This is a genomic window from Dehalococcoides mccartyi 195 (assembly GCF_000011905.1).
Lineage (GTDB): Bacteria > Chloroflexota > Dehalococcoidia > Dehalococcoidales > Dehalococcoidaceae > Dehalococcoides > Dehalococcoides mccartyi.
Map to the genome: position 1 here is coordinate 459114 of NC_002936.3, position 24196 is coordinate 483309.

The 24196-nt window shown below is 50.1% G+C and carries 27 protein-coding genes; 9 read left to right on the forward strand and 18 right to left on the reverse strand.

From position 1 onward, the window contains the following. The first annotated feature begins 18 nt into the window (after positions 1-18). From DET_RS02690 to rpsI, 5 genes are read left to right on the forward strand one after another with little or no spacing between them, the layout of a single operon-like run. On the forward strand, positions 19-1011 hold the full coding sequence (locus DET_RS02690; protein WP_010936279.1) for a DNA-directed RNA polymerase subunit alpha: 993 nt from the start codon (positions 19-21) through the stop codon (positions 1009-1011). Positions 1012-1041: 30 nt separating this feature from the next. Further along, positions 1042-1395 (forward strand): 50S ribosomal protein L17, encoded by a 354-nt coding sequence (rplQ, locus tag DET_RS02695; RefSeq protein ID WP_010936280.1) that lies wholly within the window; start codon positions 1042-1044, stop codon positions 1393-1395. A gap of 29 nt (positions 1396-1424) precedes the next feature. Then, entirely contained in the window at positions 1425-2171 is a 747-nt protein-coding gene (gene truA / locus DET_RS02700) for a tRNA pseudouridine(38-40) synthase TruA (protein ID WP_010936281.1), read from the forward strand. A gap of 1 nt (position 2172) precedes the next feature. Further along, positions 2173-2604, forward strand: a complete 432-nt coding sequence (rplM, locus tag DET_RS02705; protein ID WP_010936282.1) for a 50S ribosomal protein L13 — start codon at positions 2173-2175, stop codon at positions 2602-2604. A 12-nt stretch (positions 2605-2616) separates the two neighbouring features. Beyond that, positions 2617-3015 (forward strand): 30S ribosomal protein S9, encoded by a 399-nt coding sequence (gene rpsI, locus DET_RS02710; protein ID WP_010936283.1) that lies wholly within the window; start codon positions 2617-2619, stop codon positions 3013-3015. A gap of 77 nt (positions 3016-3092) precedes the next feature. Here rpsI and DET_RS02715 read toward each other — a convergent pair whose 3' ends face one another. The 13 genes from DET_RS02715 to DET_RS02780 form a co-directional block, all read right to left on the reverse strand. After that, positions 3093-3287, reverse strand: coding sequence for a hypothetical protein (locus DET_RS02715; protein ID WP_010936284.1), 195 nt, complete (start codon positions 3285-3287; stop codon positions 3093-3095). A 307-nt stretch (positions 3288-3594) separates the two neighbouring features. After that, positions 3595-4662 carry a bifunctional phosphoglucose/phosphomannose isomerase gene (locus DET_RS02725; protein ID WP_010936286.1) on the reverse strand — a complete coding sequence of 356 codons (1068 nt, stop codon included), beginning with the start codon at positions 4660-4662 and terminating at the stop codon, positions 3595-3597. Between the two features lie 24 nt (positions 4663-4686). Continuing rightward, the gene (locus tag DET_RS02730; protein ID WP_041223336.1) at positions 4687-6102 is read right to left on the reverse strand and encodes a phosphoglucomutase/phosphomannomutase family protein; all 1416 of its coding nucleotides are present in this window, start codon (positions 6100-6102) and stop codon (positions 4687-4689) included. Beyond that, a complete protein-coding gene (locus DET_RS02735; protein WP_010936288.1) occupies positions 6098-6301 on the reverse strand; it encodes a hypothetical protein in 204 nt (67 codons plus the stop codon). Before DET_RS02735 ends, DET_RS02730 begins: the two co-directional genes overlap by 5 nt. A gap of 32 nt (positions 6302-6333) precedes the next feature. Continuing rightward, positions 6334-7554, reverse strand: a complete 1221-nt coding sequence (gene metK, locus DET_RS02740; protein WP_010936289.1) for a methionine adenosyltransferase — start codon at positions 7552-7554, stop codon at positions 6334-6336. 9 nt (positions 7555-7563) lie between these two features. Next, positions 7564-8820, reverse strand: coding sequence for an adenosylhomocysteinase (gene ahcY, locus DET_RS02745; protein ID WP_010936290.1), 1257 nt, complete (start codon positions 8818-8820; stop codon positions 7564-7566). A gap of 7 nt (positions 8821-8827) precedes the next feature. Beyond that, positions 8828-10390, reverse strand: a complete 1563-nt coding sequence (locus tag DET_RS02750) for an AAA family ATPase (RefSeq protein ID WP_010936291.1) — start codon at positions 10388-10390, stop codon at positions 8828-8830. Continuing rightward, the gene (locus tag DET_RS02755) at positions 10390-10590 is read right to left on the reverse strand and encodes a DUF6485 family protein (protein WP_010936292.1); all 201 of its coding nucleotides are present in this window, start codon (positions 10588-10590) and stop codon (positions 10390-10392) included. Before DET_RS02755 ends, DET_RS02750 begins: the two co-directional genes overlap by 1 nt. Next, positions 10587-11615 (reverse strand): methionine synthase, encoded by a 1029-nt coding sequence (locus DET_RS02760; protein WP_010936293.1) that lies wholly within the window; start codon positions 11613-11615, stop codon positions 10587-10589. The genes DET_RS02755 and DET_RS02760 overlap by 4 nt, the downstream gene beginning before the upstream one ends. Beyond that, positions 11608-12492, reverse strand: a complete 885-nt coding sequence (mtnP, locus tag DET_RS02765; protein WP_010936294.1) for an S-methyl-5'-thioadenosine phosphorylase — start codon at positions 12490-12492, stop codon at positions 11608-11610. Before mtnP ends, DET_RS02760 begins: the two co-directional genes overlap by 8 nt. 68 nt (positions 12493-12560) lie before the next feature. Continuing rightward, positions 12561-13565, reverse strand: a complete 1005-nt coding sequence (gene mtnA, locus DET_RS02770) for an S-methyl-5-thioribose-1-phosphate isomerase (RefSeq protein ID WP_010936295.1) — start codon at positions 13563-13565, stop codon at positions 12561-12563. Between the two features lies 1 nt (position 13566). Beyond that, positions 13567-14664 carry an ABC transporter permease gene (locus tag DET_RS02775; protein ID WP_010936296.1) on the reverse strand — a complete coding sequence of 366 codons (1098 nt, stop codon included), beginning with the start codon at positions 14662-14664 and terminating at the stop codon, positions 13567-13569. Continuing rightward, positions 14661-15611 carry a daunorubicin resistance protein DrrA family ABC transporter ATP-binding protein gene (locus DET_RS02780; protein ID WP_010936297.1) on the reverse strand — a complete coding sequence of 317 codons (951 nt, stop codon included), beginning with the start codon at positions 15609-15611 and terminating at the stop codon, positions 14661-14663. The genes DET_RS02775 and DET_RS02780 overlap by 4 nt, the downstream gene beginning before the upstream one ends. Positions 15612-15703: 92 nt before the next feature. Between DET_RS02780 and DET_RS02785 the strand changes: the two genes are divergently transcribed. Both DET_RS02785 and DET_RS02795 read left to right on the forward strand, forming a co-directional pair. Next, positions 15704-16126, forward strand: coding sequence for an FAS1-like dehydratase domain-containing protein (locus DET_RS02785; RefSeq protein ID WP_041223337.1), 423 nt, complete (start codon positions 15704-15706; stop codon positions 16124-16126). Continuing rightward, positions 16096-16536: a MaoC/PaaZ C-terminal domain-containing protein gene (locus DET_RS02795; RefSeq protein WP_234943835.1), complete on the forward strand. Its 441-nt coding sequence runs from the start codon at positions 16096-16098 to the stop codon at positions 16534-16536. Before DET_RS02785 ends, DET_RS02795 begins: the two co-directional genes overlap by 31 nt. On the opposite strand, the gene DET_RS02800 is transcribed toward DET_RS02795, so the two are convergent. From DET_RS02800 to DET_RS02820, 5 genes are read right to left on the reverse strand one after another with little or no spacing between them, the layout of a single operon-like run. Then, entirely contained in the window at positions 16523-17083 is a 561-nt protein-coding gene (locus DET_RS02800; RefSeq protein ID WP_010936300.1) for a GNAT family N-acetyltransferase, read from the reverse strand. The two genes, DET_RS02795 and DET_RS02800, sit on opposite strands and share 14 nt — an antisense overlap. 4 nt (positions 17084-17087) lie before the next feature. Next, positions 17088-18038 (reverse strand): HEAT repeat domain-containing protein, encoded by a 951-nt coding sequence (locus tag DET_RS02805; RefSeq protein WP_010936301.1) that lies wholly within the window; start codon positions 18036-18038, stop codon positions 17088-17090. After that, positions 18038-18868 (reverse strand): PAC2 family protein, encoded by an 831-nt coding sequence (locus tag DET_RS02810; protein WP_010936302.1) that lies wholly within the window; start codon positions 18866-18868, stop codon positions 18038-18040. Before DET_RS02810 ends, DET_RS02805 begins: the two co-directional genes overlap by 1 nt. Before the next feature lie 13 nt (positions 18869-18881). Further along, on the reverse strand, positions 18882-20183 hold the full coding sequence (locus tag DET_RS02815; protein WP_010936303.1) for a TldD/PmbA family protein: 1302 nt from the start codon (positions 20181-20183) through the stop codon (positions 18882-18884). A gap of 1 nt (position 20184) precedes the next feature. Beyond that, positions 20185-21561, reverse strand: a complete 1377-nt coding sequence (locus DET_RS02820) for a TldD/PmbA family protein (RefSeq protein WP_010936304.1) — start codon at positions 21559-21561, stop codon at positions 20185-20187. Between the two features lie 137 nt (positions 21562-21698). Here DET_RS02820 and glmM point away from each other — a divergent pair, with 137 nt between their 5' ends. Further along, positions 21699-22991, forward strand: coding sequence for a phosphoglucosamine mutase (glmM, locus tag DET_RS02825; protein ID WP_010936305.1), 1293 nt, complete (start codon positions 21699-21701; stop codon positions 22989-22991). A 1-nt stretch (position 22992) separates the two neighbouring features. Continuing rightward, entirely contained in the window at positions 22993-24195 is a 1203-nt protein-coding gene (gene glmU / locus DET_RS02830; protein WP_010936306.1) for a bifunctional sugar-1-phosphate nucleotidylyltransferase/acetyltransferase, read from the forward strand. The last annotated feature ends 1 nt before the right edge of the window (position 24196 follow it).

Genomic DNA, 24196 nt, shown 5'->3' on the forward strand with positions numbered 1-24196 from the left:
AGTATAAGGAGGTATTTCGTGTCTGATCTAGCTATACCCACAATTAGTTGCACCGAAAGCGACGGTAAATACGGGCGCTTTGTGGTAGAACCTTTGGAAAAAGGTTTCGGGACTACTATGGGTAATTCACTTCGCCGTATACTTCTTAGCTATCTGGACGGGGTTGCCATTACCCGCGTCAGGATAGACGGCATTCAGCATGAGTTTAGCGCTCTGCCGAAAGCCAAGGAAGATACACTGGATTTTTTGCTGAACCTTAAAAATATAAGGGTGGAAAGCCTGTCCGGGCTTGAGGGTATTTTATACCTGAAGGCTTCAGGTGCAAAGGTAGTTACAGCAGCTGATATTGAACCCTCAAATGATTTTGAGGTAGTAAACCCGGAGCTGTACCTGCTTACCCTTGATTCAGATGATGCAGTTTTGAATGTGGAACTTGAGGTGGAACTTGGCCGGGGCTATCGGGCTCCTGAGAGCACCGAGAATACGCCTATAGGCACTATTCCGGTAGATGCCATTTTCACTCCCATCCGCAAGGTGAACTTTACCACTGAGCCTATGCACGTAGGCCGTGAAACCAGCCTTGAGCGTTTGGTGCTTGAGGTCTGGACTGATGGAACTATAGAACCGGCTACTGCCGTCAGCCGCTCAGCGGATATTCTGGTTAAACAGTTTGCGGCTCTGGTCAGCCATAACAAGGTAGTGGCTGAAGTAGAGGCCAGCGAACCGGTTAAATATGCTATACCCGAAGAAAAATATAATATGCCCATTGAGCAGCTGGATTTGTCCGTCAGGGCTGTCAATTGTTTGCGGCATGCCGGTATAACAACGGTGGGTGAAGTTATAAACAGGGGTACCAAAGAGCTGCTGACTCTGCGGAATTTTGGTCTTAAATCTCTGACCGAGCTTGAAGACAGGCTTAAGACTATCGGTCTGTCGTTGAACCCCGAAGAAGAGTTGTTTGAGGATGCTGAAAACAGCAAGAAGAAAAACAAGGGCATGGACGAAGCCTAAAACTTGTACTTGCACATAAGGTGAGGAAATATGAGACACAACGTATCAGGTAGAAAATTTGATAGACCCACTGGCCAGAGGATGTCACTTTACCGCAATCTGGTAACGGATCTTTTAAATTATGAGGAGATTACTATCTCCGAGCCCCGGGCAAAGGAAATACGGAGCATGGCCGAAAAGATGATTACTCTGGGCAAAAAGGGTACTTTGGCTTCCCGCCGCCGTGCTTTGGCTTTTGTATACATACCCGGTATTGTAGATAAGGTTTTTGAAGACCTGTCAAAGCGGTATGCCGAGCGTCCCGGTGGTTATACCCGAATGACCAAGCTGGGTCCCCGTCAGGGTGACGGTGCGGAGATGGTTAAGCTGGAACTTGTCAAGTAACTTTTGGGAGGGGTATTATCTCACCCAGAGTGTTATTGGTAATTGAATACGAGGGTACCCGGTATTCAGGCTTTCAGGTTCAGGATAAAGGGGCCACTATACAGGGAGAGCTGGAAACAGCTATCCGGAAATTAACAAGTGAACAGACCAGAGTGAGCGGTTCCGGAAGAACTGATGCCGGGGTACACGCGGCTTACCAGGTAGTCAGCTACCTCTCGGAATCTTCACTGGGATTGGACAAGATAAAGGGCGGGTTAAATTTTTACCTGCCGCCGGACATAGCCGTAAAAGAAGTCCACTTCGTAGCTGAAAGCTTTGATGTGAGACGCCGGGCTATCAGCCGGGAGTACTCTTACCAAATATTAAATAGTAAAACTCGCTCGCCGCTTGCCAGGCTTCAGGCTTGGCAGGTGCCTTACAAGCTAGATATAAAGCTAATGGAACAGGCTTTTAAGATGCTTGAAGGGGAGCATGACTTTATCGCTTTTGCCTCCAGTCTGGGGCCGGAGATAAAGAAAACTGTCCGCCGGGTTAACTGGACCCGGTTAGGTATTAGGGAGGATAGGCTGATATTCAATATAGAGGCCAATTCCTTTCTTACCCACCAGGTACGGAATACTATCGGGACACTGGTGGAGTTAGGACGCGGGACTATGAGCATGAGTGAGTTTGAGGCATTATTTGAGGCTAAAACCCCCGGACTGGCGGGGCCGGCAGCGCCGGCTTGTGGACTGAGCCTCGTTCGGGTAAACTATAGAGAACCTTTTGGGAGTTAAGATGAATACGTACACAGTTAAAGCTAGTGACATAAAACGGGATTGGCACGTGATAGACGCTTCCGGCCGTGTGCTGGGTGAGGTGGCTGCCGAAGCCGCTAAATACCTTATGGGCAAGCACAAACCCATGTTCTGCCGCAATCTGGACTGCGGTGATTATGTGGTTATTATAAATGCAAAGAAAGTGACAGTTACCGGCAACAAGCTGGACCAGAAGATTTACTATCGTCATTCCGGTTTCCCCGGCGGTTTCCGTCAGGAAAAACTGGGTGACCTTCTGAAAACTAAGCCTTTATTTGTAATTGAACATGCTGTAAAGGGCATGATTCCCCGCAATACTTTAGGTGCCCAGATTTTGGCTAAATTAAAGGTCTACGAAGGTGAGGAACATCCTCATGCCTCTCAGACCGGCGAAGTAAGCAAGGAGTCTTAACGGGAGATAATAATGGTAGAGAAGAATACATATTTTATCGGTGTTGGTCGGCGTAAGACCGCAGTTGCCACTGTCAAACTTACCAGCGGCAACGGCGTTATCGTAATTGATGGCAAGCCCATTGAAGAACGCTTTACCCGTGTGCAGGAACGCAACGTTATTTTGAATCCCATGATGGTCACTGATACTATGGGCAAGTATAACGCTGTTATAAAAGTTCTGGGTGGTGGTGTTGCCGGTCAGAGCGGGGCTATTGCTCACGGCATTGCCCGTGCTCTTGAAAAGTCTGACGATAAGTTGCGCGCTACTCTTAAGAGCAACGGTCTTCTTACCCGTGATGACCGGACTAAAGAGCGCAAGAAGCCCGGTTTGAAACGTGCCCGCAAAGCTCCCCAGTACACTAAACGTTAAGACATTATCCTATATACAAAAGCCAAAGGCCGGAACTTCAAGGTTCCGGCCTTTTTATTGTTTAAAAAAGTATAGTTTTAGTGTCCGCGTTCGTCCCTGAAATAACGCACTGCCCCGATAATTATTGTCAACAGGCCAATAGCCATAGACAGAATACCCAAAACAGTCTGGGAAAATGCCAGACTATCAATGCTGGCCGGCTGCAGATAAGTAAAGATACCTATACCTATCATCACTACTCCCAAACCAAGGTAAAAAAGGCTGGTTTTCATGAATTACTCCGTGAAATTAGTCTAGATATTATAACACACTGCCGCTTTGATTTGGGTTTTAGAGGATAGGGCAGTATTTGAATCCGTCTGGTGTTCACGCCATTTCAGCCAAGTAACTTTGGGCTCAGTGCCTTATTTCCGGGCAGTTAATCGGGTTTAGTAAAAACCTTTAAGCACATCACACGCCTGACCGGGCGGTAATATAAGGATATGGTGCTGCGGTGGCAGCAAAACATCTGCATAGCCGCCCTGTGCCTTTAGAGGGGTGGTCTGGCACTTGGCTCGTGCTTTAAAATGCCAGAGAAAACTAACTTTCGGCCAACTCCTGTTTAAAGTAGTCTACCGCATCTATCGGGTAGGGGTCTACTCCATTCAGAAAAGCCAGATACAGGCTTACAAAGTCTCCCTGGAGGATTAAGCTGAGGGCCTGGCATAAGGGGCTGAAGCCGTAACCGTCAATGCTGAAAACAGGTATTTTAGCCTGGTGGAGAATATCGGTGGTAATTTTCATGCGCTGGTGGATACGTTTAGATAGAAAGGTGGTTTTAAACATAACCGCTGCCCAGTATCGGCCGGAATTTTGGGGCAGCTGGTATCCGACTACCGAGTTGTGGTTCATTTCAGGTATTTCTTCGGCAAAAGCAAAACATTTGGCATTTTCATTCAGCTGGGTTTTAAAACGGCGGGCAGCCGGGAAAGTTACTCCTGAGCCGAATGCCATGACTGCCCGGCCTTCCAGTTTATCAGCCAGCTGTTTCGCGGGGTTGTTGCTGGTCTGGTATTTTTCTGACAGCCTTTCTGCAATCTGAGAAAGGACTATCAGGCTTTCGCTTACTTCGGCAGATTTGTTGGGTATAAAGCCCAGTTTGTGCAGGATGCTTAAAACAGGCAGCACCCCATAGGCAATAGCGGTGCTTGGGCGGTAAGTATAGTCATAAACCAGTCCCGGTATATTATGTCCGGCCGCCATTTCTTTCAGTTCGCCGCCGGTGGTTAAGACCAGCAGCTTGGCCTGGCGGCTGGCTGCCTGATTAAAACAGGATACTACTTCTTCGGTTGAGCCGGAACTGCTGGAAGCAATAACCAGTGTATCAGCCGATACATATGCCGGCAGCAGATAATCCTGATGGAGGTAGATAGGTATTTTACATTCATCCCGCACTATCCGCTCAGCCAGTTGGGCAGCCACTCCGGAAGTGCCCATACCCAGTATTACCACCTGTTTGACAGCCCGGTAATCTTCAGGCAGGTTTAGGGCTTCGGCAGTCTCCCAGGCCTGTTTGCAGAGTGAGGGCATACGCCGAAGTTCATCCAGCATATGGTTGGGGTCAAGTTTTGTATAAATATTTAAGTCATCAAGGTTTCTAATATCCATCAGGTATATCCCCAAGACAATATTTTAAATACCGGAAAGTTGGCGGCCGTCTTCCAGCAAAGCGGCGGTTTTAGCCTGGCTGGGGCTTTCGGCATATACCCGTAAGAGCGGTTCAGTGCCCGAAAAGCGGATAAGCAGCCAGCTGCCGTCTTCCAGTTTATAGCGGAAGCCATCCAGCTTGTCTGTAGAAACTACTTTGGTTTCACCCAGACTAGCCGGTTTTTGGTCCGTCAGGTGTTTTATTATTTCTTCCCGGCGGGCTTCGGCAAAGGTATAGTCAACCCGGTTGTAATAGTGAGGCCCAACCTTGGAATATAAATATTCCAGCATCTCGGCGGGTGATTTGCCAGTGGTAATCATAAAATCCAGAAAATACGCCCCCGCCAGTATGGCATCACGCTCAGGTACATGCCCGGTAAAAGCGTAACCTCCGCTTTCCTCACCGCCGATAAGGGCATTTTGCTCAAGCATAACCGGGGAGACATACTTGAAGCCGACTTTGGTTTCAAATACCGGCACATTATAAAGCTCACCCAGTTTATCTATCATACTGGAGTTGGTAATAGTTTTTACCAGCGGCCCGCGCAGCCCTTTTACTTCCAGCATATAAAGTGCCAGCAGGGAAAAGACCTGCAGCTGGTTAAGAAAGTTGCCCATTTCATCTACCACACCCAGACGGTCAGAATCCCCGTCGGTAGCCAGCCCTATATCTGAACGGATATCCTTGACCAGCCTCATCAGCTTAGCCAGATTAGGGGTGATAGGTTCAGGCTGAAGCATACCGGGGAAATTGGGGTTGGGTTCGGCATTTATCTCATTTAAGCGGTTGCAGCCGCCGTCAAGCAGTTGCTTGAAGTAGCCTATACCGGCACCATGCATAGAGTCTATGGCTATGTTAAAGCCGGCATCCCTAAGTTTTTCAATATCTACCAGCCCGCCTATTTTTTCAAAGTAAGCCGGAGCAAGGTCTACATGTTCAATAAGACCGCGGGAAACTGCCGTATCAAAATCCAGATTAAGCACAGGCGGCTTATCACCCAGTTTGGCTATCTCTGCTTCAATACCGGTTATCATCTGGGTGGGGGCACTGGCTCCATCGGCGGATTTAACCTTGAAACCGTTCCATCTGGCGGGGTTGTGGCTGGCGGTAATTATTACAGCCCCGGCCGCTTTCAGGTTTACCACCCCGTGGCTGATTACCGGCGTAGGGGTGGGGCATGAACAAAAATAAACCTTTATGCCGTTTGCTGCCATGACTTCGGCAGCCGAACGGGCAAAATCCGCTGAGGCAAAGCGGGTATCATACCCTATTACCAGTGAAAGGTTGCGGGGGCTGGTATTTTTCAGGTATGCGGCAGTAGCTTGGGCACAGACAGAGACATTATCAAAGGTAAAATCTTTGGCAATAATGCCCCGCCAACCATCAGTGCCGAACTTAATTTGGCTTGTTATTTTGGCTGTCTCCTTTGAATATTTTGCTCAATATAAAGATAACAGAGCCCAGAATAAGTACTACCGGCAGGAATAGTACCATGATGACGAACGTAAGTCCGGCCAGCCCCATTACGGTAGCCAGCACAATTACGGCCAGTTCAACTATAATCGCCCCAAAGAAGGCCAGCAACACAGTCTTTATCATAAGCACACCTTCCTGTCGGTAGTAAATATTTTTTACTTGGATACGCTTAGGGATTCCATAGTGGCCTTTATGGCATCTACCTTATCCAGCCGTTCCCACGGCAGGTCCAGTTCCGGGCGTCCCAGATGGCCATAAGCAGCAGTCTGGCGGTAAATAGGGCGGCGAAGCCCCAGGTTACGGATAATAGCTTCCGGCCGCAAATCAAAGTGTTTCTGGATAATGGACAGGATATCTTCATGGCTCATGCGGGCGGTGTTGAAAGTCTCAATGGAAACTGACAACGGGTGGGCAACCCCGATAACATAAGCTACCTGAATTTCCAGCCTGTCTGCCAGTCCGGCCGCTACCAGATTTTTGGCAATATATCTGGCCATGTAGCAGGCAGAGCGGTCTACTTTAGTGGGGTCTTTGCCGGAGAAAGCGCCGCCGCCGTGGCGGGCAAAACCGCCGTAGGTATCTACCAGGATTTTGCGTCCGGTAAAACCGGTGTCAGAAACCGGACCGCCTACTACAAAGCGGCCGGTGGCGTTTACATAATATTCGGTATTTTCGTCTAGCAGGTTGGTGGGGATAATAGGTTTGATAACCTCCCGGATAATATCTGCCTGAATTTTTTCGGTAGTTACATCCGGGTCATGCTGAGCGCCGATAACCACGCTGCTTATCCTTTTGGCCTCTCCGTTGTGGTATTCCACTGTTACCTGGCTTTTGCCGTCAGGACGCAGGTAGGCCAGCGTGCCGTTTTTGCGTACTTCAGACAAACGCTTGCTCAGGCGGTGGGCTAAAGAAATGGGCAGGGGCATATATTCCGGGGTTTCGGTGCAGGCATAACCAAACATCATTCCCTGGTCACCGGCGCCGGTCAGGTCAAGTTCATCTACCTGCCCGCTCTTGGCCTCCTGAGATTTGTTAACTCCCAGAGCTATATCAGGAGACTGGCGGTTAATAGAAGTGAGTACGCCGCAGGTGCGGTCATCAAAGCCGTATTCGGGCTTGGTGTAGCCTATATCTTTTATAACCCCCCTGACCAGTTCGGGTATTTCCACGTAGCAACTGGTGGTTATTTCACCCATGACTACCACTAGACCATTGGTTACGGCGGTTTCACAGGCAACATGGGCATTGGGGTCTTTGGCTATGATAGCGTCCAGAACTGCGTCAGAAATCTGGTCGCAAATCTTATCCGGGTGTCCTTCGGTAACTGATTCCGAGGTAAAAAGATATTTTGAAGAATTCCCAAAAGTCTGAGACATCGTTTCTCCTTAAGTTCCTTCCTGCCAGCTGGACAGGTATTTTATTTGCTCTTCGGTAAGGGTATCTATACTTACGTTCAAGGAGGAAAGCTTGGTGGCCGCTACTGCCCGGTCAATTTCTTCAGGCACAGCGTAAACCTTCTTTTCCAGCTTGGTGTGGTTTTTTACCAGATATTCCAGTGACAGAGCCTGGTTGGCAAAGCTCATATCCATTACGGCGGCCGGGTGGCCTTCGGCAGCCGCCAGATTTATCAGCCGTCCTTCACCCAGCAGGTAAATCCTCCGCCCGTCTTTCATTTTATATTCCTCAACCGAGGGGCGGATAGTCTCCTTGCCGCAGGCAAGGGTTTCCAGGGCGGGGATATTTATTTCGCTGTTGAAGTGGCCGCTGTTGGCCAGGGTTGCCCCGTCTTTCATAAGCTTGAAATGGTTAGCATCTATAACGTGCTTGTCTCCGGTAACGGTTATGAAGATGTCACCCGCTTTGGCAGCTTCGGCCATGGGCATTACGCTGAAGCCGTCCATCACTGCTTCCAGTGCCTTTACCGGGTCAACCTCGGTGACGATTATATGCGCACCCAAGCCTTTGGCACGCATGGCAACCCCATGTCCGCACCAGCCGTAACCCACCACTACCACAGTCTTGGATGCCCAGAGAAAGTTGGTAGCCCGGGTAATCCCGTCCAGTGTACTCTGGCCGGTGCCGTAGCGGTTATCAAACATATATTTGGTTTTGGCGTCATTTACCGCAATGATAGGGTAGCAGAGTTTGCCGCTTTCAGCCAAAGCCCTAAGGCGGATAACGCCGGTGGTGGTTTCCTCTGTACCGCCAAGTATGCCGGACAAAAGTTCGGTTCTCTGGCTGTGCAGGGTAGCCACCAAATCAGCCCCGTCATCTACGGTCAGCTGGGGTTTGGCATCAAGTGCGGCAGCTATATGGCGGTAGTAACTCTCGTTGTCTTCGCCGTGTATGGCAAAGGTATTTATACCGTGTTCTACCAGAGCGGCGGCGGTTTCGTCCTGGGTGGAAAGGGGGTTGGAGGCACACAGGGTCAGGTCAGCACCGCCTGCCTTTAGCACCAGCCCCAGGTTAGCGGTTTCGGTAGTGATATGCAAACAGGCCGCTATGCGTATGCCCTTAAAGGGTTTTTCTTGCTCAAAACGTTCTTTGATAAGGGACAGGGTCTTCATCTCACGGCCAGCCCAGTCTATGCGTTTTTTGCCCAGCGCGGCCAGAGACATATCCTTGACATCAAAATTTGGCATTACGAATTCATTCTCCTTGATTGGATTTAAAAAACTCCAGTATGTCTGAAAGTTGTTTATCCGTTGGTTTAGAACTATCAATTATAACACGATTTGGTTGAACAGCCAGAGGCTCAAATGACTTAATTTGCTTCAAATACACTTCCCAGCGCCCGTCAGAGACGCTCTGTTTGTCCAGACGCTCCTCAAGCCTTTTTTTAGCCAGCTCAGGTGAAAGTTTGACTTCCAGTACCACAAATTTGGCATTATTCTGGCCGGCGCACTCTTCAGCCTGCTTTCGCTGGTCTTCTTTTAAAAAAGTGGCATCAAGTATAACTGAGTAGCCTTCCTTCAGGGCATCACCGGCCTGGTCAAACATGGCCTGATAGGTTTTCTTAGTCATCTCAGGCGAATATATGCCCTGGTCAGCGTCTTCAAAACAGTGCTGATGGCAATCTATATTTGATAGTCCCTTGCGGACAATATCCGAAGAAATAACTACCGAACCGGATACCTCAGCCAGACTTTGGGCAAGAGTACTCTTGCCGCAGCCGCAAAACCCTGTTGTTATAAAGAGGGTGGGTTTGGGGCTGGCGTAGAAATCTGCCAGGTGGTAATAATTTTTGGATTTTTGGACGTATTTGGCTTTTTCAGCCTCGGAGATATACGGGTCATCCAGCTTAAAGCCTTCCACCTTGCCCCGGATATAAGCCCGGTAGCATTTGTAAAAGCGGAGCAGTTTATAAAGGTCGGTATCTTTGCTTTTTTGGATATAGCTGTTTACAAAGCGGCGGGAAAGGTCAGCCCTGCCGTAATGGTCTAAATCCATAGCCAGAAAAGCCACTTCGGAAGCTACATCCCCGTATCTGAAGCGGTCATTGAACTCTATACAGTCATATATGCAGATATTGTCCATAAAGCAGATATGGGCGGCGTGCAAATCTCCGTGGCAGTCCCGTATTTTGCCCCCGTTTACCCGTGCGTTAAAAAGGGCTTGGTTATCAGAGATAAAACTGCGGGTAAAAGAACTGATACGGGCGTATTCTCCGGGGCTTACGGTAAGGCCGACTTTACTGCCGGTCTGTTCAAAGTTTTCTTCGGTATTGTATTTAATAGCCTCAAGGTTGCCGTATTTCTGGACTTCGGCATCGGTTCTGGCGGTTTGATGGAAAACGGCCAGTTTTTCAGCCAGTTTTTCCAGCATTCCGCTGCTGACACCGCCGGTTGACAGCAGATTTATCAACATGCGGTCTTCGGGTAATCTTCGCATTTTCAGGGTATATTCCACCACCTCCCCACATCCACCCAGCGAATAACCCCCCTCATTTTCAGTAACAGGCAAAACCTCAAGGTAGGCATAGTCACACAAACGGCGGTTTAGGACCAGCTCTTTTTCAGACAGGGCTTTGCGTTCTGACAGTTCAGAGTAGTCCAGATATCCCAGATTAACCGCTTTTTTGGTTTTATATGCAAAATGGTCAGTCAGGAAAACAAAAGACATCTGGGTTTGCACCAGCTCCACTTTGCTGGTAGGCTCAGGGTAAAAGTCAGGCCTCAGCATAGCCTGGGCATACAAGGGCAAATCAGACATCAGCTTTCCTTGCTGACCATTCGGGCAAAGCATTTGAAGGAACGGTCATGTGTTTTTTCAATATTATCTGGAAAAGCGCAGGCGGGCAGTTCATCCATGGACAGATGGTACGAGATACAGCGGCAGCACTTGCCTTTCCTTTCGCAGGGTTCATATGTACAGTTGCAGTTTACTTTATTAAGTTCGGTTGCGCAGTTCATACTGTTCCGTGTTTCCTTCTAAGCAGGGCGGAAAGTTCAGCCAGCAGCTGGGGAGCCCGTTCTGCCGCTTCGGGGCTTTTTAAGCCCAGACCGCAGGCCGGGGTGATAAGTGAGTGGCGGGCAAGCTCGGCAAAGGGCAGGCCGCGGCTGTCAAAGTGGGACATGGCCGCTTCCAAACGGTCTTTCAAGCTGGCGGCAGTTTCTTCTTTTAATGCTTTTTCATCTGTGGGTACAATCCCCCAGGCAACTGCTCCGCCCCTTTTTATAAAGGCTTTGAGTTCATCAGTATATATAGACAGCGAATTTGCATAGGCATAAGTGTCAAAATTTATAATATCCACCCTGGTATCCATCAGAATTGACCAGTCCGTATTGCCGCAGCAGTGTACGCCTTTCAGGCCGGATATGCCTGAAAAAACCTCATCAAACATACCGGTAACCTGCTCACGGGAGAGAGGCAGGTAGGCTGACCCGTAGGCGCTCATGGCCGGTTCGTCCACAAAGATAATGGTATTACGGCAGATATTGCTCAGAAAATGTTCCTGCCAGGTTGCCTTCAGCTTAAGGAGCTTGGTAGCCGCATCTGAAAGGACTTCATCATACAGAATATCTTTGCCCGAAGGGTCTTTGATAGACATGCAGTAGGTCAGCGGGCCGGTTATATGCCCTTTTACCAGCAGGGGGGAAAGATTGCGGGAAGCAAGCTCATAAAGCCCGGCGGCGTACTCCGCCCCTATGGGAAACTTGTTAAAATCATTATCCAGATAGGCCTGATACAGGCTTTCCAGTTCGCTCTCAAAACTGGGGTTTGGTTCAATCCACACCTTGTCCTGGTTTATTTTTACCCCCGGCAGCCCCTGGCTGAACTGGGCGGACATACCTTCAAGGCAGCTTCTGCGGGGCAGCTGCGGCCAAACGGGTATATCCTGAAGGTAATGGGTAATAATATCCACCGCCGCCTTCGGGTCTGTATGGGGCATACTGCCTATCATGGTAGGCAGAAAATGAAAATCAGTTTTAGTCATTTTCACTCGCTGCGGGCATGTATTTATCAATTATCAAAGCTAATTCACGCTTACGGGTATTCGGCACTGCCTCAGGTGAAGTCATGATGGCGTTGGAAAGGGCGGTGCTGCATTCGCAGTTCCGGGCTTCTCCAATGCGCCCCACGGCCAGTTTTATTATATTTTTTGAAAGGTTTATATTGCCGCGCAGGGTGGCAATCACTTTGTCTACCGTTACGGCTTCTTCTTCCTCATGCCAGGCATCGTAGTCGGTGGCACAGGCGATAATAGCGTAACAGATTTCAGCTTCTCTTGCCAGTTTTGCTTCGGGCAGGGCGGTCATGCCGATAACATCTGCCCCCCAGCTTTTGTGAAGGCGGCTTTCGGCCTGGGTGGAAAAGGCAGGCCCTTCCATAACTACATAAGTGCCGCCGTTATGCACATCGGCACCCGCCTCCTTGGCGCATTCATACAGGAGTTTGCGTAAATCCGGGCAGAAGGGCTGGGAGAACGCTATATGGGCTACAATTCCTTTGCCGAAAAATGTATTGGTGCGCTGGCTGGTGCGGTCTATCAGCTGGTCAGGTATTAAAAGATGCCCCGGTTTGACCTCTTTTTTAAAACTGCCTACTGAATTTATGGCGATAATGTGTTCCACTCCCAAACTTTTCAGGGCATATATATTGGCGCGGGAGGGGATTTCCGAGGGGAGTATGCGGTGTCCCCGCCCGTGTCTGGGCAGAAAAGCCACACCTACTCCGTTCAAATTGCCGGTAACGATAGTGTCTGAGGGTTTGCCGAACGGGGTGTCCGGGCTATGTTCGCGGATATCGGTCAGCCCCTCAATATCATACAGGCCTGTCCCCCCGATAACGCCTATTTTAGCGTAGTTTACCATTTTAAAGACCTCCTCAGGTTTTATGTGTCTTTGGGCAGTTAGTCTGCCGGGTAGCATGGCAGATGCGACTAATTTTTAGCCTCTCGCCGTATTATCCCGTTTTCAGTTATAAAAGCGGTTATGAGGTTAGCCGGAGTTACGTCAAAAGCGGGGTTGGCTACTGCTATGTTTTCCGGGGCTATGCGCTGCCCCCTTATTTGGGTTATTTCCTCAGGTTTGCGCTCTTCTATAACTATATCCCGGCCTGATTCAATGGATTTATCAAAGGTGGAGCTGGGTGCGGCTACGTAAAAGGGTATGCCGTGAGCCAGCGCCAGCACTGCCAGAGAGTAAGTGCCTATCTTGTTGGCGGTGTCTCCGTTTTTGGCAATACGGTCTGCCCCCACTACCACCGCGTTGATTACCCCTTTTTGCATAAAGTGTCCGGCCATACTGTCGGTAATCAGTTTAAAGGGTATGCCGGCTTCTTTCAATTCCAGTGCGGTCAGGCGTGCCCCTTGAAGAAGGGGGCGGGTTTCGGTGGCAAAGGCAGAAATATTTTTGCCCTGCTGATGGGCGGCTATAATCACCCCCAGAGCCGTGCCGTAACCGGCCGTTGCCAGCGGGCCTGCGTTGCAGTGGGTGAGCACGGTCCAGCCGGGTTGTATCAGCTCCGCCCCGAAGGCGGATATTTTGCGGCTGGCCTCTTCTTCTTCATGGTGGATTTTTACCGCTTCTTCTACCAGAGATATTTTTACCTGTGAAACATCTGTCCCCGAAGCTACCACATGGTCCATGCGTTCTGCCGCCATAAACAGGTTTTTAGCGGTAGGGCGGGTGGAGGCAATCTCTGCTGATACCTGCTGGTAAAGGGGCAGAAACTCACTGCAATATTGGGTTTCTATGCCCAGTGCCCCCAGAGCTATGCCGTAAGCGGCGGCTACGCCTATGGAGGGTGCGCCCCTTACCCTAAGGGTCTTGATGGCCTCGGCAACGGCGTGGTAGTCATTTAGTTCCAGGTATTTTTCTTCCAGCGGCAACAGGGTTTGGTCAAGTATTATCAGGCGGTTATCCCGCCACTCAATTGCTTTCATATCAGCTGCGCATAGTCCTTCCGAATATTATTGTCCCCAGGGCGAAGATAGCTACTGTCCAGACGGCCAGTATGCCTATTTCACTGCTTACGGCCGAAAAATCTGCCCCCCGCAGGATTACCAGGCGTGATGCCTCAATGGCATGGGAGTAGGGGAAGGCGTATCCCAGCCCTTTGAGTATGTCCGGCATAAACTGGATAGAAAACCAGGTGCCGGATACCATGGCCAGCGGCATGGAGAAAAACCAGCTGATAGATTCTGACTGGTTTTCGCTCTTGGAAAAACCGGCAATCACCATCCCGATACCTATGCTGGACAGCCCGGTCAGGAAGAATATCAGGAAAGCCAAAGCTATATTACCCGTTATATCCATGCCAAACAGGTAACCCAGCAGCATAAAAAATATTATCTGGATTATACAGATAAAGGTCATGCTAAGCGAATACCCCAGTATAAAGTCCACGGGACGGCTGGGAGTGGTCAGCATTCTTGACATAAATCCTTTTTCTTTATCTCGCACCATTATTCTGGCGGAAGTGGGGATAAGGATGAGCAGCCCGAATACAATAATGCCGGGGGAGATAAAATCTATGTTGGTTATCTTGTTTTCAATATTTACCGGCTGGGCATTTATGCTCAGGGGTATTTCTATTTTGGCAAAGGCGCGGCAAACTGCGTTCAGCTGTGAGAGGATTTCACCGGCGGCCTGTATATCACTTTCGTCATAGGTCACGTCCAGATATATATTGCCGTTTTCACCCGCCCAGAGTTTGTTTACTTCTTCCCCGAAGCCGGCCGGTATTATTATATATGCCCGTATGTCAGACTGTTTCAGCTTGGTCAGGGCTTCGTCAGGGGTATTTATATAGCTGATTTCATAAGCGGGTACGTTAGGCAGGGCTTCATCTGCAAAGGCAATTGAAACGGGTGTTTGGTCTTCATCTATTACCCCAATCTGGTAGCTGGCACTGCCTTCGCCGGAGAAAGCAAAACCGAAAAGAAGCATGAACATAAGGGGGAAACCCAGCAGGAAACCAAGAGCCATGGGGTCACGGTAAGTTTCCTTTAGGGCGCGGATACCCAGTTGCCAGAATCTCATGGCCGCAGCTCCTTTCCGGTCAGTTTCAGATAAACATCTTCAAGGCTGGGGTCTTTTATCTGGGCAGAGCGGATAACCGCCCCGGCATTTTGCAGCCGGTTTACTATCTCGTTAAACTCCAGGTGTTCCGCCGAAACGGAAAGAGTGCCGCCTGAGAACTCCACCTTGGGGTAGAAAGTTTTTAAATCGGCTATTATTTTCTGGGAAATATTAAAGGCCTGTATCTTCATGGTGGGCTCTTTTATGAGGCTCTGTTTCAGCTCAACCGGTGTCCCCAGTGCCACTATCTTGCCCTGGTCCATAATGCCTATGCGGTCTGCCAGCTGGTCTGCTTCCTCCATATAGTGGGTGGTAAGGAGTATAGTTTTTTGACCCTTCAGGGATTTTATATATTCCCACATGGCGTGGCGTACCTGGGGGTCCAAGCCCAGGGTGGGTTCATCTAAAAAGACTACATCCGGGTTGTGGATAAGTGCCATCATTATGCTCAGGCGGCGTTTCATGCCACCGGAAAAGGTGCGTACCTGGCTTTTGGCCCGGTCTTCCAGCCCCATTATTTCCAGAAAGCGGGGTATCCATTCCTTCAGTTTTTCGGGGGCTACCCCGTTCAGCCTGCCGAAAAGTTCCAGATTTTCCACCGGGGTAAGGTGGTCTGAAATGGCGGTTTCCTGGGGGGAACTGCCAATAGTAGATTTGACTTGGTAGCTTTGGGTATTTATATCAAAGCCCATTATCCGGGCTGTTCCGGCGGTGGGTTTCAGCAGGCAGCAGAGCATATTTATGGTAGTGCTTTTACCTGCCCCGTTTGGCCCCAGCAGGGCAAACAGTTCCCCCCTTCGGATATTCAGGTTAAGTTTCTCCACTGCCAGAAGCTGCCCGTATGAGCGGCTTAAATCTGCGGTTTCAATAGCCGGTATTTCCGGCGGTGCTTTTGAAGTGGCGGCCATTTGTATGCCTCCCATCTCAAATAATGGCCTATTATAACATAAGGCAGCCATTATTTTGACAAAATGCAAGGTTGTATTATAAGCTTGGCCGAATGCAAGACATAAAATATACTCTGGAAGATTTACGGGCTAACCCCGGCTTGAGGTTACCGCCTCTTAAGCTGGTGATTGAGCGGGGTATGGTTGAGCGTTTTTGCCGGGCTGTTGGGGATGATATGAATAACTGGCAAACTGAGGCACCTCCCTCACTGGCACTTACTCTGGGTTTCGGGCAGATGCTGGAAGCTATCTCGGCGGATAATATTACCGTTCTTCATGGCTCAAGTGAGCTGGAAAGCCTAAAACCCCTTGAAATAGGGCAGGAAGTGGTGGTGGAAACCAGCTTGCTAAGTTTAAGGGAACGTCCGGGCAAAATGGGGCTTTCGTCATTTCTTAATTTTGAAATGCAGGTATCAAATAACAAAGGGGAGCTGCTGGCCAGGGTTTGCCAGCTGGCTATAATATATTCGGCATGACCAGTGTTTTTGAAAACATAACCGAAGGGCAGGAAATAGCCTGCCAGATGCTTGCCTTTAGCAGCCGTGACCTGGTTATTTGGGCGGGGGCTTCGGGGGACTATAACCCCATTCATTATGATAAAGACATAGCTTTGAAAAAGGGCTTAGGCGGGGTGGTAGTGCCGGGGCAACTGGTGGGGGCTATGCTTGGCAGTCTGGCCTCCCGTTTTGCCTGCCCCTCCGGCAGGCTTGCCAAACTGTCTGTCAGTTATAAAAAGATGATGCCTTTGGGTGAAAACCTGGTTCTGAAAGGTATAGTATCCTCAAAGGCAGATACACCTGAAAGCAAAAGTCTGAGCCTGAAACTCTGGGCGGAAGATACCGCCGGTGATAAAACGGTAACGGCGGCGGCTGTTATACTTTATTAGGCTGGCAGTCTTCAGCCAGCATGTCTTTGTTTTTCAGCCAGTCTGCTTTTAAAAGTTCCATAAGTAAAAACCGGTACTGGCCTGATTCCTTTTCTGCGAAAGGTTTGAAGCCGCATTTTTTAAAGCATAACTGGGCACGGCTATTGTCATGCAGGGTTTTTAGGTGGAGTCTTTTCAGCTTAAGCCCTTTAAATGCATAGTCAATCATCTGCCTCAGGGCATCACTGCCGTAACCCTTCCCCCAGTACTCTTTTTGCCCTATCATTATGCCTACTTCTGCTTCGGCGGCAGCGCTGTCCAGATTGTAGCAGGCACAGTAACCAATGTATTCCCCCTTCAGGGTTTCAATGCCGAATTGCACCCGCAGGGCTAAAGAATTTTCCAGCACGAATAAATATTCCCCCAGAAAGGTTCTGAAGGGTATCGTCAGAGGCTCGGCCGCATCCAGGCGGCTTAGCTCCGGGTCAGTTTGCCAGACATAATCCAGCGAGGCATCTTCCAGACGCTTGTCTCTCAGCCGGGTCAGCTTTCCCTGAGTGTATATCACAGCCTTATTCTTCCGGTTTAATGGCCGGCAGGCCGGAAGCGGATTCCTCTGCTTCTATATCTGCCAGAGCGGTGGTTATCATCTCGCGGACAGCCTGGCTTGTGGTATGCTCCAGACTTTCTGTCAGCCCCTTTTTGGCATTTTTGCCGCCTATCTTGGCCAGTGCCTGGATTGATGCCAGCTGGACTTCCATGTCAGAGTCCTCAATCAGGGAGATAAGTTTAGGTACGAAACTTTCCATGCCCAGTTCTCCGGCGGCTACAGCGGCTTCATAGCGGAGGTCATTATTATCACTGTTCAGTTCAGAGGTTATTACCGATTCCCACTGGCTGCCGGCATTCTGCCCCATAGAATAAACGGCACCTATTCTCAGCAGATGCTCGGGGCAGTTGTAAGCCTGGGAGATAGCCATGGTTACCTGCGGCTGACCGAAAGGTGAAACTGATTCCAGCGCCCTGCGTCTCAGTTCCAGCGGCAGTTCGGTATTTTGGAAAATGGCCAGCAGACTGGTTTGCAGCAGTTGGCTGGTTTTTTCCGGCAGCTGGCCGAATTCACCCATAAGGCTGTAACGCCCCAGAGTGGCGGTTGCGGCTATGCGGACTTCTATAGACGGGTCTTCATTGGCTAAAGACAGCAGCTGGTCAATAAGTGAGGGGCGGTTACATTCCCAAAGGCCGTCAATGGATTTGGCGCGCACTTCCGGGTTGGGGTCATGCATAGTGCGCAGAAAAATACTTTCAAAATCAAGTGACACATCATCTTCGGCCAGCTCACCCAGGCGGCTGACTATATCCAGCCGTCTTTCGGGGCTAAGACGTATCCAGAAATCCTTGAAAGCGGCTATTTCCTGGCTGTTGAGGTCAGACAGCAGGGCTAAATCTGTGTGCTTAAGGCCGGTGCTTTCGTCTGCCAGCCTGTCAAAAATTTCGGTTATTTCGGTATTTTCCTGACTCATCAGTTGTTACTCGCTTCCTCGTTGTCATCATCGTCATCATTATCAAGGTCATCATCGTCGTCTTCACCGCTTTCCCAGATAGGTTCGGTAAAGTAATCTATATAATCCTCCATGGCTTCGGCTGCAATCTGGGATACATGCTGCTTGGCCTCAGAGGCTATTTGTTCCAGTTCGCTTATGTCCACTTCCAGCTGGAGCAGTTTAGACAAAATCTGAACAATTACCAGGGCTGCCATGGGGTTTTGGAGACGGGAAGCGTAGCTGGGTACTTCGCCCAGCAGGCAGACCCCGTCTATATTGCGTTCTTTGGCTACCCCCAGCAGCAGGCCGTTCAGGCCGGAAATCTGGAGGTTGCCGCTGCCGCTCAGCCCCCGTTCTACCAGTTCATTGGCTACCTGGGGGTTGGTACCCACTGCCCATGCCCGCGGCTGTTCGCTGTGGTGAATACGGGTCAGGGCGGCGGCAAAGGTATATATCTTTTTAACGCCGAAACGCTGCCCCACGTCCAGAATAAGGTTAGCCAGTTCGTAGCTTTTGGCAGAAGGTTGGTCTTCCCCTATGAATAAGATAATATCGTTATCCTGTTTGTTTTTCAGGTAATAAAAGCGGTTTTGGGGAAACTGGGGTTCTTCCACTACCCCGTCTTTGACCAGTACGCCGATAGGGTCAAAAAAACTGGGGGAATCTATTTCGGCCAGCTCCTTAAACTCCAGTTTGCGTGCCAGATAGGTAGCCACAATAAGGGCGACATTGCTTATGCCCGGCCAGGCGGCAAGCAGGCAGGGAGACTTTAATTTGGGCCTGGAATTAAGCTTGTATTTTTTGTCCATATATCTGTCTCTCTTATTTGGCAGCTACAGACAGCTTCGGGAAATATATGGACGGGCTGAAAAGCTCACCGTCCAGCCAGCGTCCGTCACTGCCAATGGCGTTTATGGTTTTAAGTGCATTATATATATTCCCGGAAAGCATGGTGTCTTTTACCCTTCCGGCAATCTGACCGTTTTCTATCTTGTAGCCCAGCAGGACGTTGCCGGAGAAATCTCCGCCCAGCACATTTCCCTGTTCCGCCCCCATCATAAATTCCACTATCAGGCCTTCTTTTATACCTGAAACCATTTCTTCAAAAGAAACCGTGCCGGGCTTTATCATCAGGGCGCTGAAACCGGGCGCAGGCTGTCCGCCATGCCTTTCGGCGTTTCCGGTGCTTTTGGCTTTGGCCAAAGCGGCGGTGCGGAGGTCATAAATAAAGTTTTTAATAACTCCGCTTTCCACCATGGGGGTTATCTGGCTGGCCGTGCCTTCATCATCAAAAGGGCGTGAATTCGGGCTGAAACTCTGGGTAGGGTCATCAACCAGACTAAAGGCAGGGTCAAACATCTGCTCCCCCAGTTTGCCGGCCAGCGGAGATGCTTTTTCCTGTACCAGCTTGCCGTTAAGTGCGGCAGACAGGGCCGGGATAATGGTGCTACCTACCCCGTGGGGGGTGAAAATAACCGGCATTTCCCCGCTTTGCAGATTTACATTCCGGCTGGCACGTTCAAGCTGTTTGCCAACCAGATTTACTACTTCGCTGCCGGAGCGGATAGGGCGGCAGGAGCTAAGCCCGTCACCTACAAAAAGCATATCCGTGCCCCGTACCAGCGTGCCTTCCAGCCCCATGGAAAAATGGCTTTTTTTATAGCTGATATCAGCCCCGCTGGTATTCAGCAGGCGTATCCTGAAGGTACTTTTAGCAAGGCTGGCACTGCAGACCAATTCAGGGTTTATTTCAAGCAGCCCGGTTATCATATCTTTGCCCAGCTTTACCATCTCCTCCAGACTTACCGTCTCTACTTCAGGGTCAAATATTTTGACCTCAGGGCAGGTTTGGGTGGCCGGGAACTGGAAACGGGCCGTCTGACCATAAGCGGCTGTTTCAAGAGCCATATCCGCCAGTTTCGGCCAGTTGGCCGGGTTGGAGCTGGCGGCATAACCTATTTTGCCGTCTTTGATAATCCGCAAAGCCAGGCTAAGGCTCTGCTTGGACTCAATATTTTTCAGATGATTAGCTTCGAAATGAATGGGGGCGGATTCAGATTCCACCATAAAACATTCGGCTTGTTCAGCCACTTTTTTAGCTTGCTCAATTATTTTTTCAAGCATATCAGGCACCACCTACCAGGCATTTCTGAATACGGATATGGGGTGAGCCGTTGGAAACCGGCAGGGGAGACTGGCCGCCCTTGCCGCAGCCGCCGCCCTGGTTCATATCCAAATCATTGCCTATCATATCTATATTATGCAGGGTATCAAATACATTTCCGGACAGAACCACCAGGCGCAGGGCTTCGGCTATCTTGCCGTCCCTTATCATGTATGCTTCTCCGGAGGAGAAGGTAAACATTTCCATGCTGGTAGTTCCGCCGTACCAGTTCTTTACATAAATACCTTCTTTTACCCCGTCCAGCATTTCTTCCAGAGTGGAAGTGCCGGGCTCTATATAGGTATTACTCATACGTACAATGGGGGCATAGCGGTATGATATGGCTCTGGCATTGCCGGAAAGTGGCTCATTCATTTTGGCGGCAGTTTCACGTGAGTGAAGGCGGCCGCTGAGCTTACCCTCACGGATAAGGTAATTTTTAGTGGCGGCTACCCCTTCGTCATCGTATTTATAGCTGCCCCGGAGGTCCGGCATGGTGGGGTTGTCCACAATATTCAGTATTTTCGGGCCGAATTTTTTGCCCAGCACCATTACTTCCCGCATCTGGGGGTTTTCATATATATGGTCTGCTTCGGACAAATGGCCGAAGGCTTCGTGGACAAATACCCCCGCCAGTATGGGGTCAAGTATTACGGTATATTCGCCGCCTTTGACTTTGGGGGCGGTGAGCAGTTTTACGGCATGTTCGGTCATGTCTTTTATCTGGGAGTGCAGCCTGGTTATGGCATTGTAATCTCCGCGGCTGCCTACCGAGATATTGGACTGCTGGAGTTCGCCGTCTGCCGAAGCAATGGCAGTGGCGTTGAAATTTATATCTGCGCGTGACTGCTCTATGACACTGCCGCGGGAGTTTACGTAAAAGCGGCGGCGGTAGCCGTCTGAAAAGCGGATAAACGATGTTTTTATGCCTTTGGTTTGCCAGATAAGGTCTTTATATTCGTCCAGCACCCGTTTTTTATCTTCAAGCGGGCGTTCCACCGAGCTTTGAGACAGTTCATCCGGCTGGGCGTATGTAACCGAAGGGGCAGACGCAAACTGGCTCTGGGCAGAACCGGCCAGGGCAGCCTGATGGATTGCCTGATCTATCCGCTTCTGGATATCATCCAGACTGTTAAAGCTGACAAAACCCCAGCCGCCATTTACCAGCGCCCGGATATTGCCGCCCAGGTCACTGCTGCGTCCGGCAGTATCCAGGTTTTGCCCCCGGTAAGAGATATAGCTGCCGGAGCTTTCTTCCAGGTGGATTTCCAGATAGTCTGCCCGGTAGTGGTAAAGCTGTTGGGAAAGTTCATGGGCAATATTTCTGAGTTCAGTCAAGGTGGTCACCTTTAGAGAGTATTCTAACTTAAGTTTAAACTGGGGCAGTTGGCTTGTCAATTTATTGTTCAGTTTTCAGCCTTAATAGCCGGGCGGGCATTGACTAATGATGGGTAAAAGGGCTAGGATTTAGCCGTATGGGATTATTCGGAACTTCCGGCATCCGCCGTTTGGTAGATGAGCGTTTAATGGAAATAGCTCTGAAGGTAGGGTTTTCAGTAGGAAAACGCTACCGGAGAGTGGTTTTGGCGGGTGACAGCCGCACTTCAACCCCGGCTATCAAACGCATACTCAGCGGGGCGCTGGTTTCCGCCGGGGCAGATGTAGTTGATATAGGATTGGTGCCTACGCCTACCTTGGCCTTTATGGTCCGGGATTTTGATGCCGGTCTGATGGTAACCGCTTCACACAACACGGCTGAATACAACGGTATCAAGTTTCTTAATCCTGACGGCTCAGCCTTCAGTTACCTGCAGCAGCAGGAAATAACCAAAGATGTTGAATCAAGCCGTGCCCACCCCATGAAGTGGGATAGTTTCGGCCAGATAAATGCCTTTCCCTCTACTGTTGAAAAACATATGGAGCATATACTTGGTTATTTGCCGGACAAATGCCGTCTTAAGGTGGTGGTGGATTGCGGCGGCGGGGCGGCATCCGTTATAACCCCTTGGCTGCTTCAGCGTATGGGCAGCCGGGTGATTTCCCTGAATGATACTACCCACGGCTTTTTCCCTCACCCGCCTGAACCGCTGGCTGAAAATCTTAGCGGGCTGATACAGACCGTCAAAGAAAGCGATGCTGATTTGGGTATTGCCCATGACGGTGATGCCGACCGGATGGTAGCGGTGGATAAGCACGGAAACTTTATTTCGGGTGACAAGATGCTGGTGCTTTTTGCCAGAGCTGCCAGGGCAGACAAGGTGGTTACCACTCTGGATGCTTCTATGGCAGTAGACGAGATGGGGTTTAAGGTTATCCGTACGGCTGTGGGTGACAACTATGTTTCCGAGGAACTTAAACGGCAGGGTAACTTCGGGGGTGAGCCCTGCGGTGCCTGGGTCTTTCCCGAAAGCTCTCTTTGCCCTGACGGTATTTATGCCGCTGCCAGACTACTAAACCTGGTTTCTCACCAGCCCCTTTCAGAACTTATTTCGGATATACCGGAATATTCCATGAAGAGAGGCAGTGTGGAAGGCAGCGGTTTGAATCTGGCCCTGGTTGAGGAATCACTCCAGTGCCTGAATCCTCTTTCCTCCAGCCTGCTGGACGGTATAAAATTAAACCTGAAAGATGGCTGGCTGCTTATCCGCCCTTCGGGTACAGAGCCTAAAATCCGCCTGACGGCCGAAGCCAGAACACCGGAGTACTGTGAGACTATTTACCAAACCGGGCTTAAGTGCCTGAAGAGCTGTCTTTCCCGGGAGAAATAAAATGAAGGCAGTCATATTGGCAGCGGGCGAAGGCAGCCGCATGCGTCCGCTTACATTTACCCGCCCCAAGGTTATGCTGCCCATTGCGGGCAAGCCTATTTTGGAGCACCTCTTACTGGAGGTCAGCGCTGCCGGTATCACGGAGTTTATACTGGTGGTGGGTTACCGTGATGAACAGGTGCGTTCGTATTTTGCAGACGGTGCCAGGTGGGGGTTGAAAATCAGCTATTGCCAGCAGACCCGTCAGCTGGGTACCGCCCACGCCTTAAAGCAGCTTGAAAAGCAGCTGCAGGCTGATTTTCTGGTTATGAACGGGGATATACTGGCAAAATCAGCTGATATCGCCGCTCTGGCGGCATCTTCCGAAACTACACTGGGTGTTTTTGAAGCATCAGACCCACGCCGCCTGGGGGTGCTTGAAACAGACGGCAGCCGGGTAAAACGTATCCATGAAAAATCCGCAAATCCCCCCACCAATCTGGCAAATGCCGGTTTGTATTTCTTTACCCCACGTATATTTGCCGCCATAAACAATACCCCGCTGTCACTTAGGGGCGAATATGAAATAACCGCATCTATCCAGATGCTTATTGACAGCGGCCTGGCGGTGGGTTACCGCCCGCTTACTTACTGGCAGGACGTCAGCTACCCGTGGGATTTGCTTGACCTGAATGCCTCCATGCTTAAAAGCCTTAGCCAACGTATTTGCGGCCAGGTAGAGGAAAATGCGGTTATCAGGGGGGCGGTGGAAATAGGCGAAGGCAGCCGTGTTCGTTCGGGGGCGTATCTGGAAGGGCCGGTGATAATAGGCAAAAACTGTGACATAGGCCCGAATTGTTATATCCGTCCGGCTACCTCCATAGGGGATAACTGCCGGGTTGGGGCTTCGGTTGAGATAAAAAACTCTATTATTATGGATAATACCAAAATACCTCACCTGAATTATGTGGGGGATAGTGTTATCGGGCAAAACTGCAATCTGGGGGCCGGAACCAAGCTGGCAAACCTGCGTTTTGACGGCGCGGATATTACAGCCGGGGGTGTCAATACCCGCCGCCGCAAGCTGGGTGCGGTCTTGGGGGATGGGGTTGAGACCGGTATTAACGTAAGCCTTAATCCGGGCGTCCTTATAGGCGCAGGCAGCCGTATAGGGCCCGGTGCGGTTGTGAGCGGTGTTATTGAACCGAACTCATACATCGGCTAAG

What these genes read in the sequence shown, in the direction of transcription:
- rplQ (WP_010936280.1), top strand. Translation starts at nt 1,042, where the DNA reads ATGAGACACAACGTATCAGGTAGAAAATTTGATAGACCCACTGGCCAG.
- rplM (WP_010936282.1), top strand. Translation starts at nt 2,173, where the DNA reads ATGAATACGTACACAGTTAAAGCTAGTGACATAAAACGGGATTGGCAC.
- rpsI (WP_010936283.1), top strand. Translation starts at nt 2,617, where the DNA reads ATGGTAGAGAAGAATACATATTTTATCGGTGTTGGTCGGCGTAAGACC.
- DET_RS02715 (WP_010936284.1), bottom strand. Translation starts at nt 3,287, where the DNA reads ATGAAAACCAGCCTTTTTTACCTTGGTTTGGGAGTAGTGATGATAGGT.
- DET_RS02725 (WP_010936286.1), bottom strand. Translation starts at nt 4,662, where the DNA reads ATGGATATTAGAAACCTTGATGACTTAAATATTTATACAAAACTTGAC.
- DET_RS02735 (WP_010936288.1), bottom strand. Translation starts at nt 6,301, where the DNA reads ATGATAAAGACTGTGTTGCTGGCCTTCTTTGGGGCGATTATAGTTGAA.
- metK (WP_010936289.1), bottom strand. Translation starts at nt 7,554, where the DNA reads ATGTCTCAGACTTTTGGGAATTCTTCAAAATATCTTTTTACCTCGGAA.
- ahcY (WP_010936290.1), bottom strand. Translation starts at nt 8,820, where the DNA reads ATGCCAAATTTTGATGTCAAGGATATGTCTCTGGCCGCGCTGGGCAAA.
- DET_RS02750 (WP_010936291.1), bottom strand. Translation starts at nt 10,390, where the DNA reads ATGTCTGATTTGCCCTTGTATGCCCAGGCTATGCTGAGGCCTGACTTT.
- DET_RS02755 (WP_010936292.1), bottom strand. Translation starts at nt 10,590, where the DNA reads ATGAACTGCGCAACCGAACTTAATAAAGTAAACTGCAACTGTACATAT.
- DET_RS02760 (WP_010936293.1), bottom strand. Translation starts at nt 11,615, where the DNA reads ATGACTAAAACTGATTTTCATTTTCTGCCTACCATGATAGGCAGTATG.
- mtnP (WP_010936294.1), bottom strand. Translation starts at nt 12,492, where the DNA reads ATGGTAAACTACGCTAAAATAGGCGTTATCGGGGGGACAGGCCTGTAT.
- mtnA (WP_010936295.1), bottom strand. Translation starts at nt 13,565, where the DNA reads ATGAAAGCAATTGAGTGGCGGGATAACCGCCTGATAATACTTGACCAA.
- DET_RS02775 (WP_010936296.1), bottom strand. Translation starts at nt 14,664, where the DNA reads ATGAGATTCTGGCAACTGGGTATCCGCGCCCTAAAGGAAACTTACCGT.
- DET_RS02780 (WP_010936297.1), bottom strand. Translation starts at nt 15,611, where the DNA reads ATGGCCGCCACTTCAAAAGCACCGCCGGAAATACCGGCTATTGAAACC.
- DET_RS02785 (WP_041223337.1), top strand. Translation starts at nt 15,704, where the DNA reads ATGCAAGACATAAAATATACTCTGGAAGATTTACGGGCTAACCCCGGC.
- DET_RS02805 (WP_010936301.1), bottom strand. Translation starts at nt 18,038, where the DNA reads ATGAGTCAGGAAAATACCGAAATAACCGAAATTTTTGACAGGCTGGCA.
- DET_RS02810 (WP_010936302.1), bottom strand. Translation starts at nt 18,868, where the DNA reads ATGGACAAAAAATACAAGCTTAATTCCAGGCCCAAATTAAAGTCTCCC.
- DET_RS02815 (WP_010936303.1), bottom strand. Translation starts at nt 20,183, where the DNA reads ATGCTTGAAAAAATAATTGAGCAAGCTAAAAAAGTGGCTGAACAAGCC.
- glmM (WP_010936305.1), top strand. Translation starts at nt 21,699, where the DNA reads ATGGGATTATTCGGAACTTCCGGCATCCGCCGTTTGGTAGATGAGCGT.
- glmU (WP_010936306.1), top strand. Translation starts at nt 22,993, where the DNA reads ATGAAGGCAGTCATATTGGCAGCGGGCGAAGGCAGCCGCATGCGTCCG.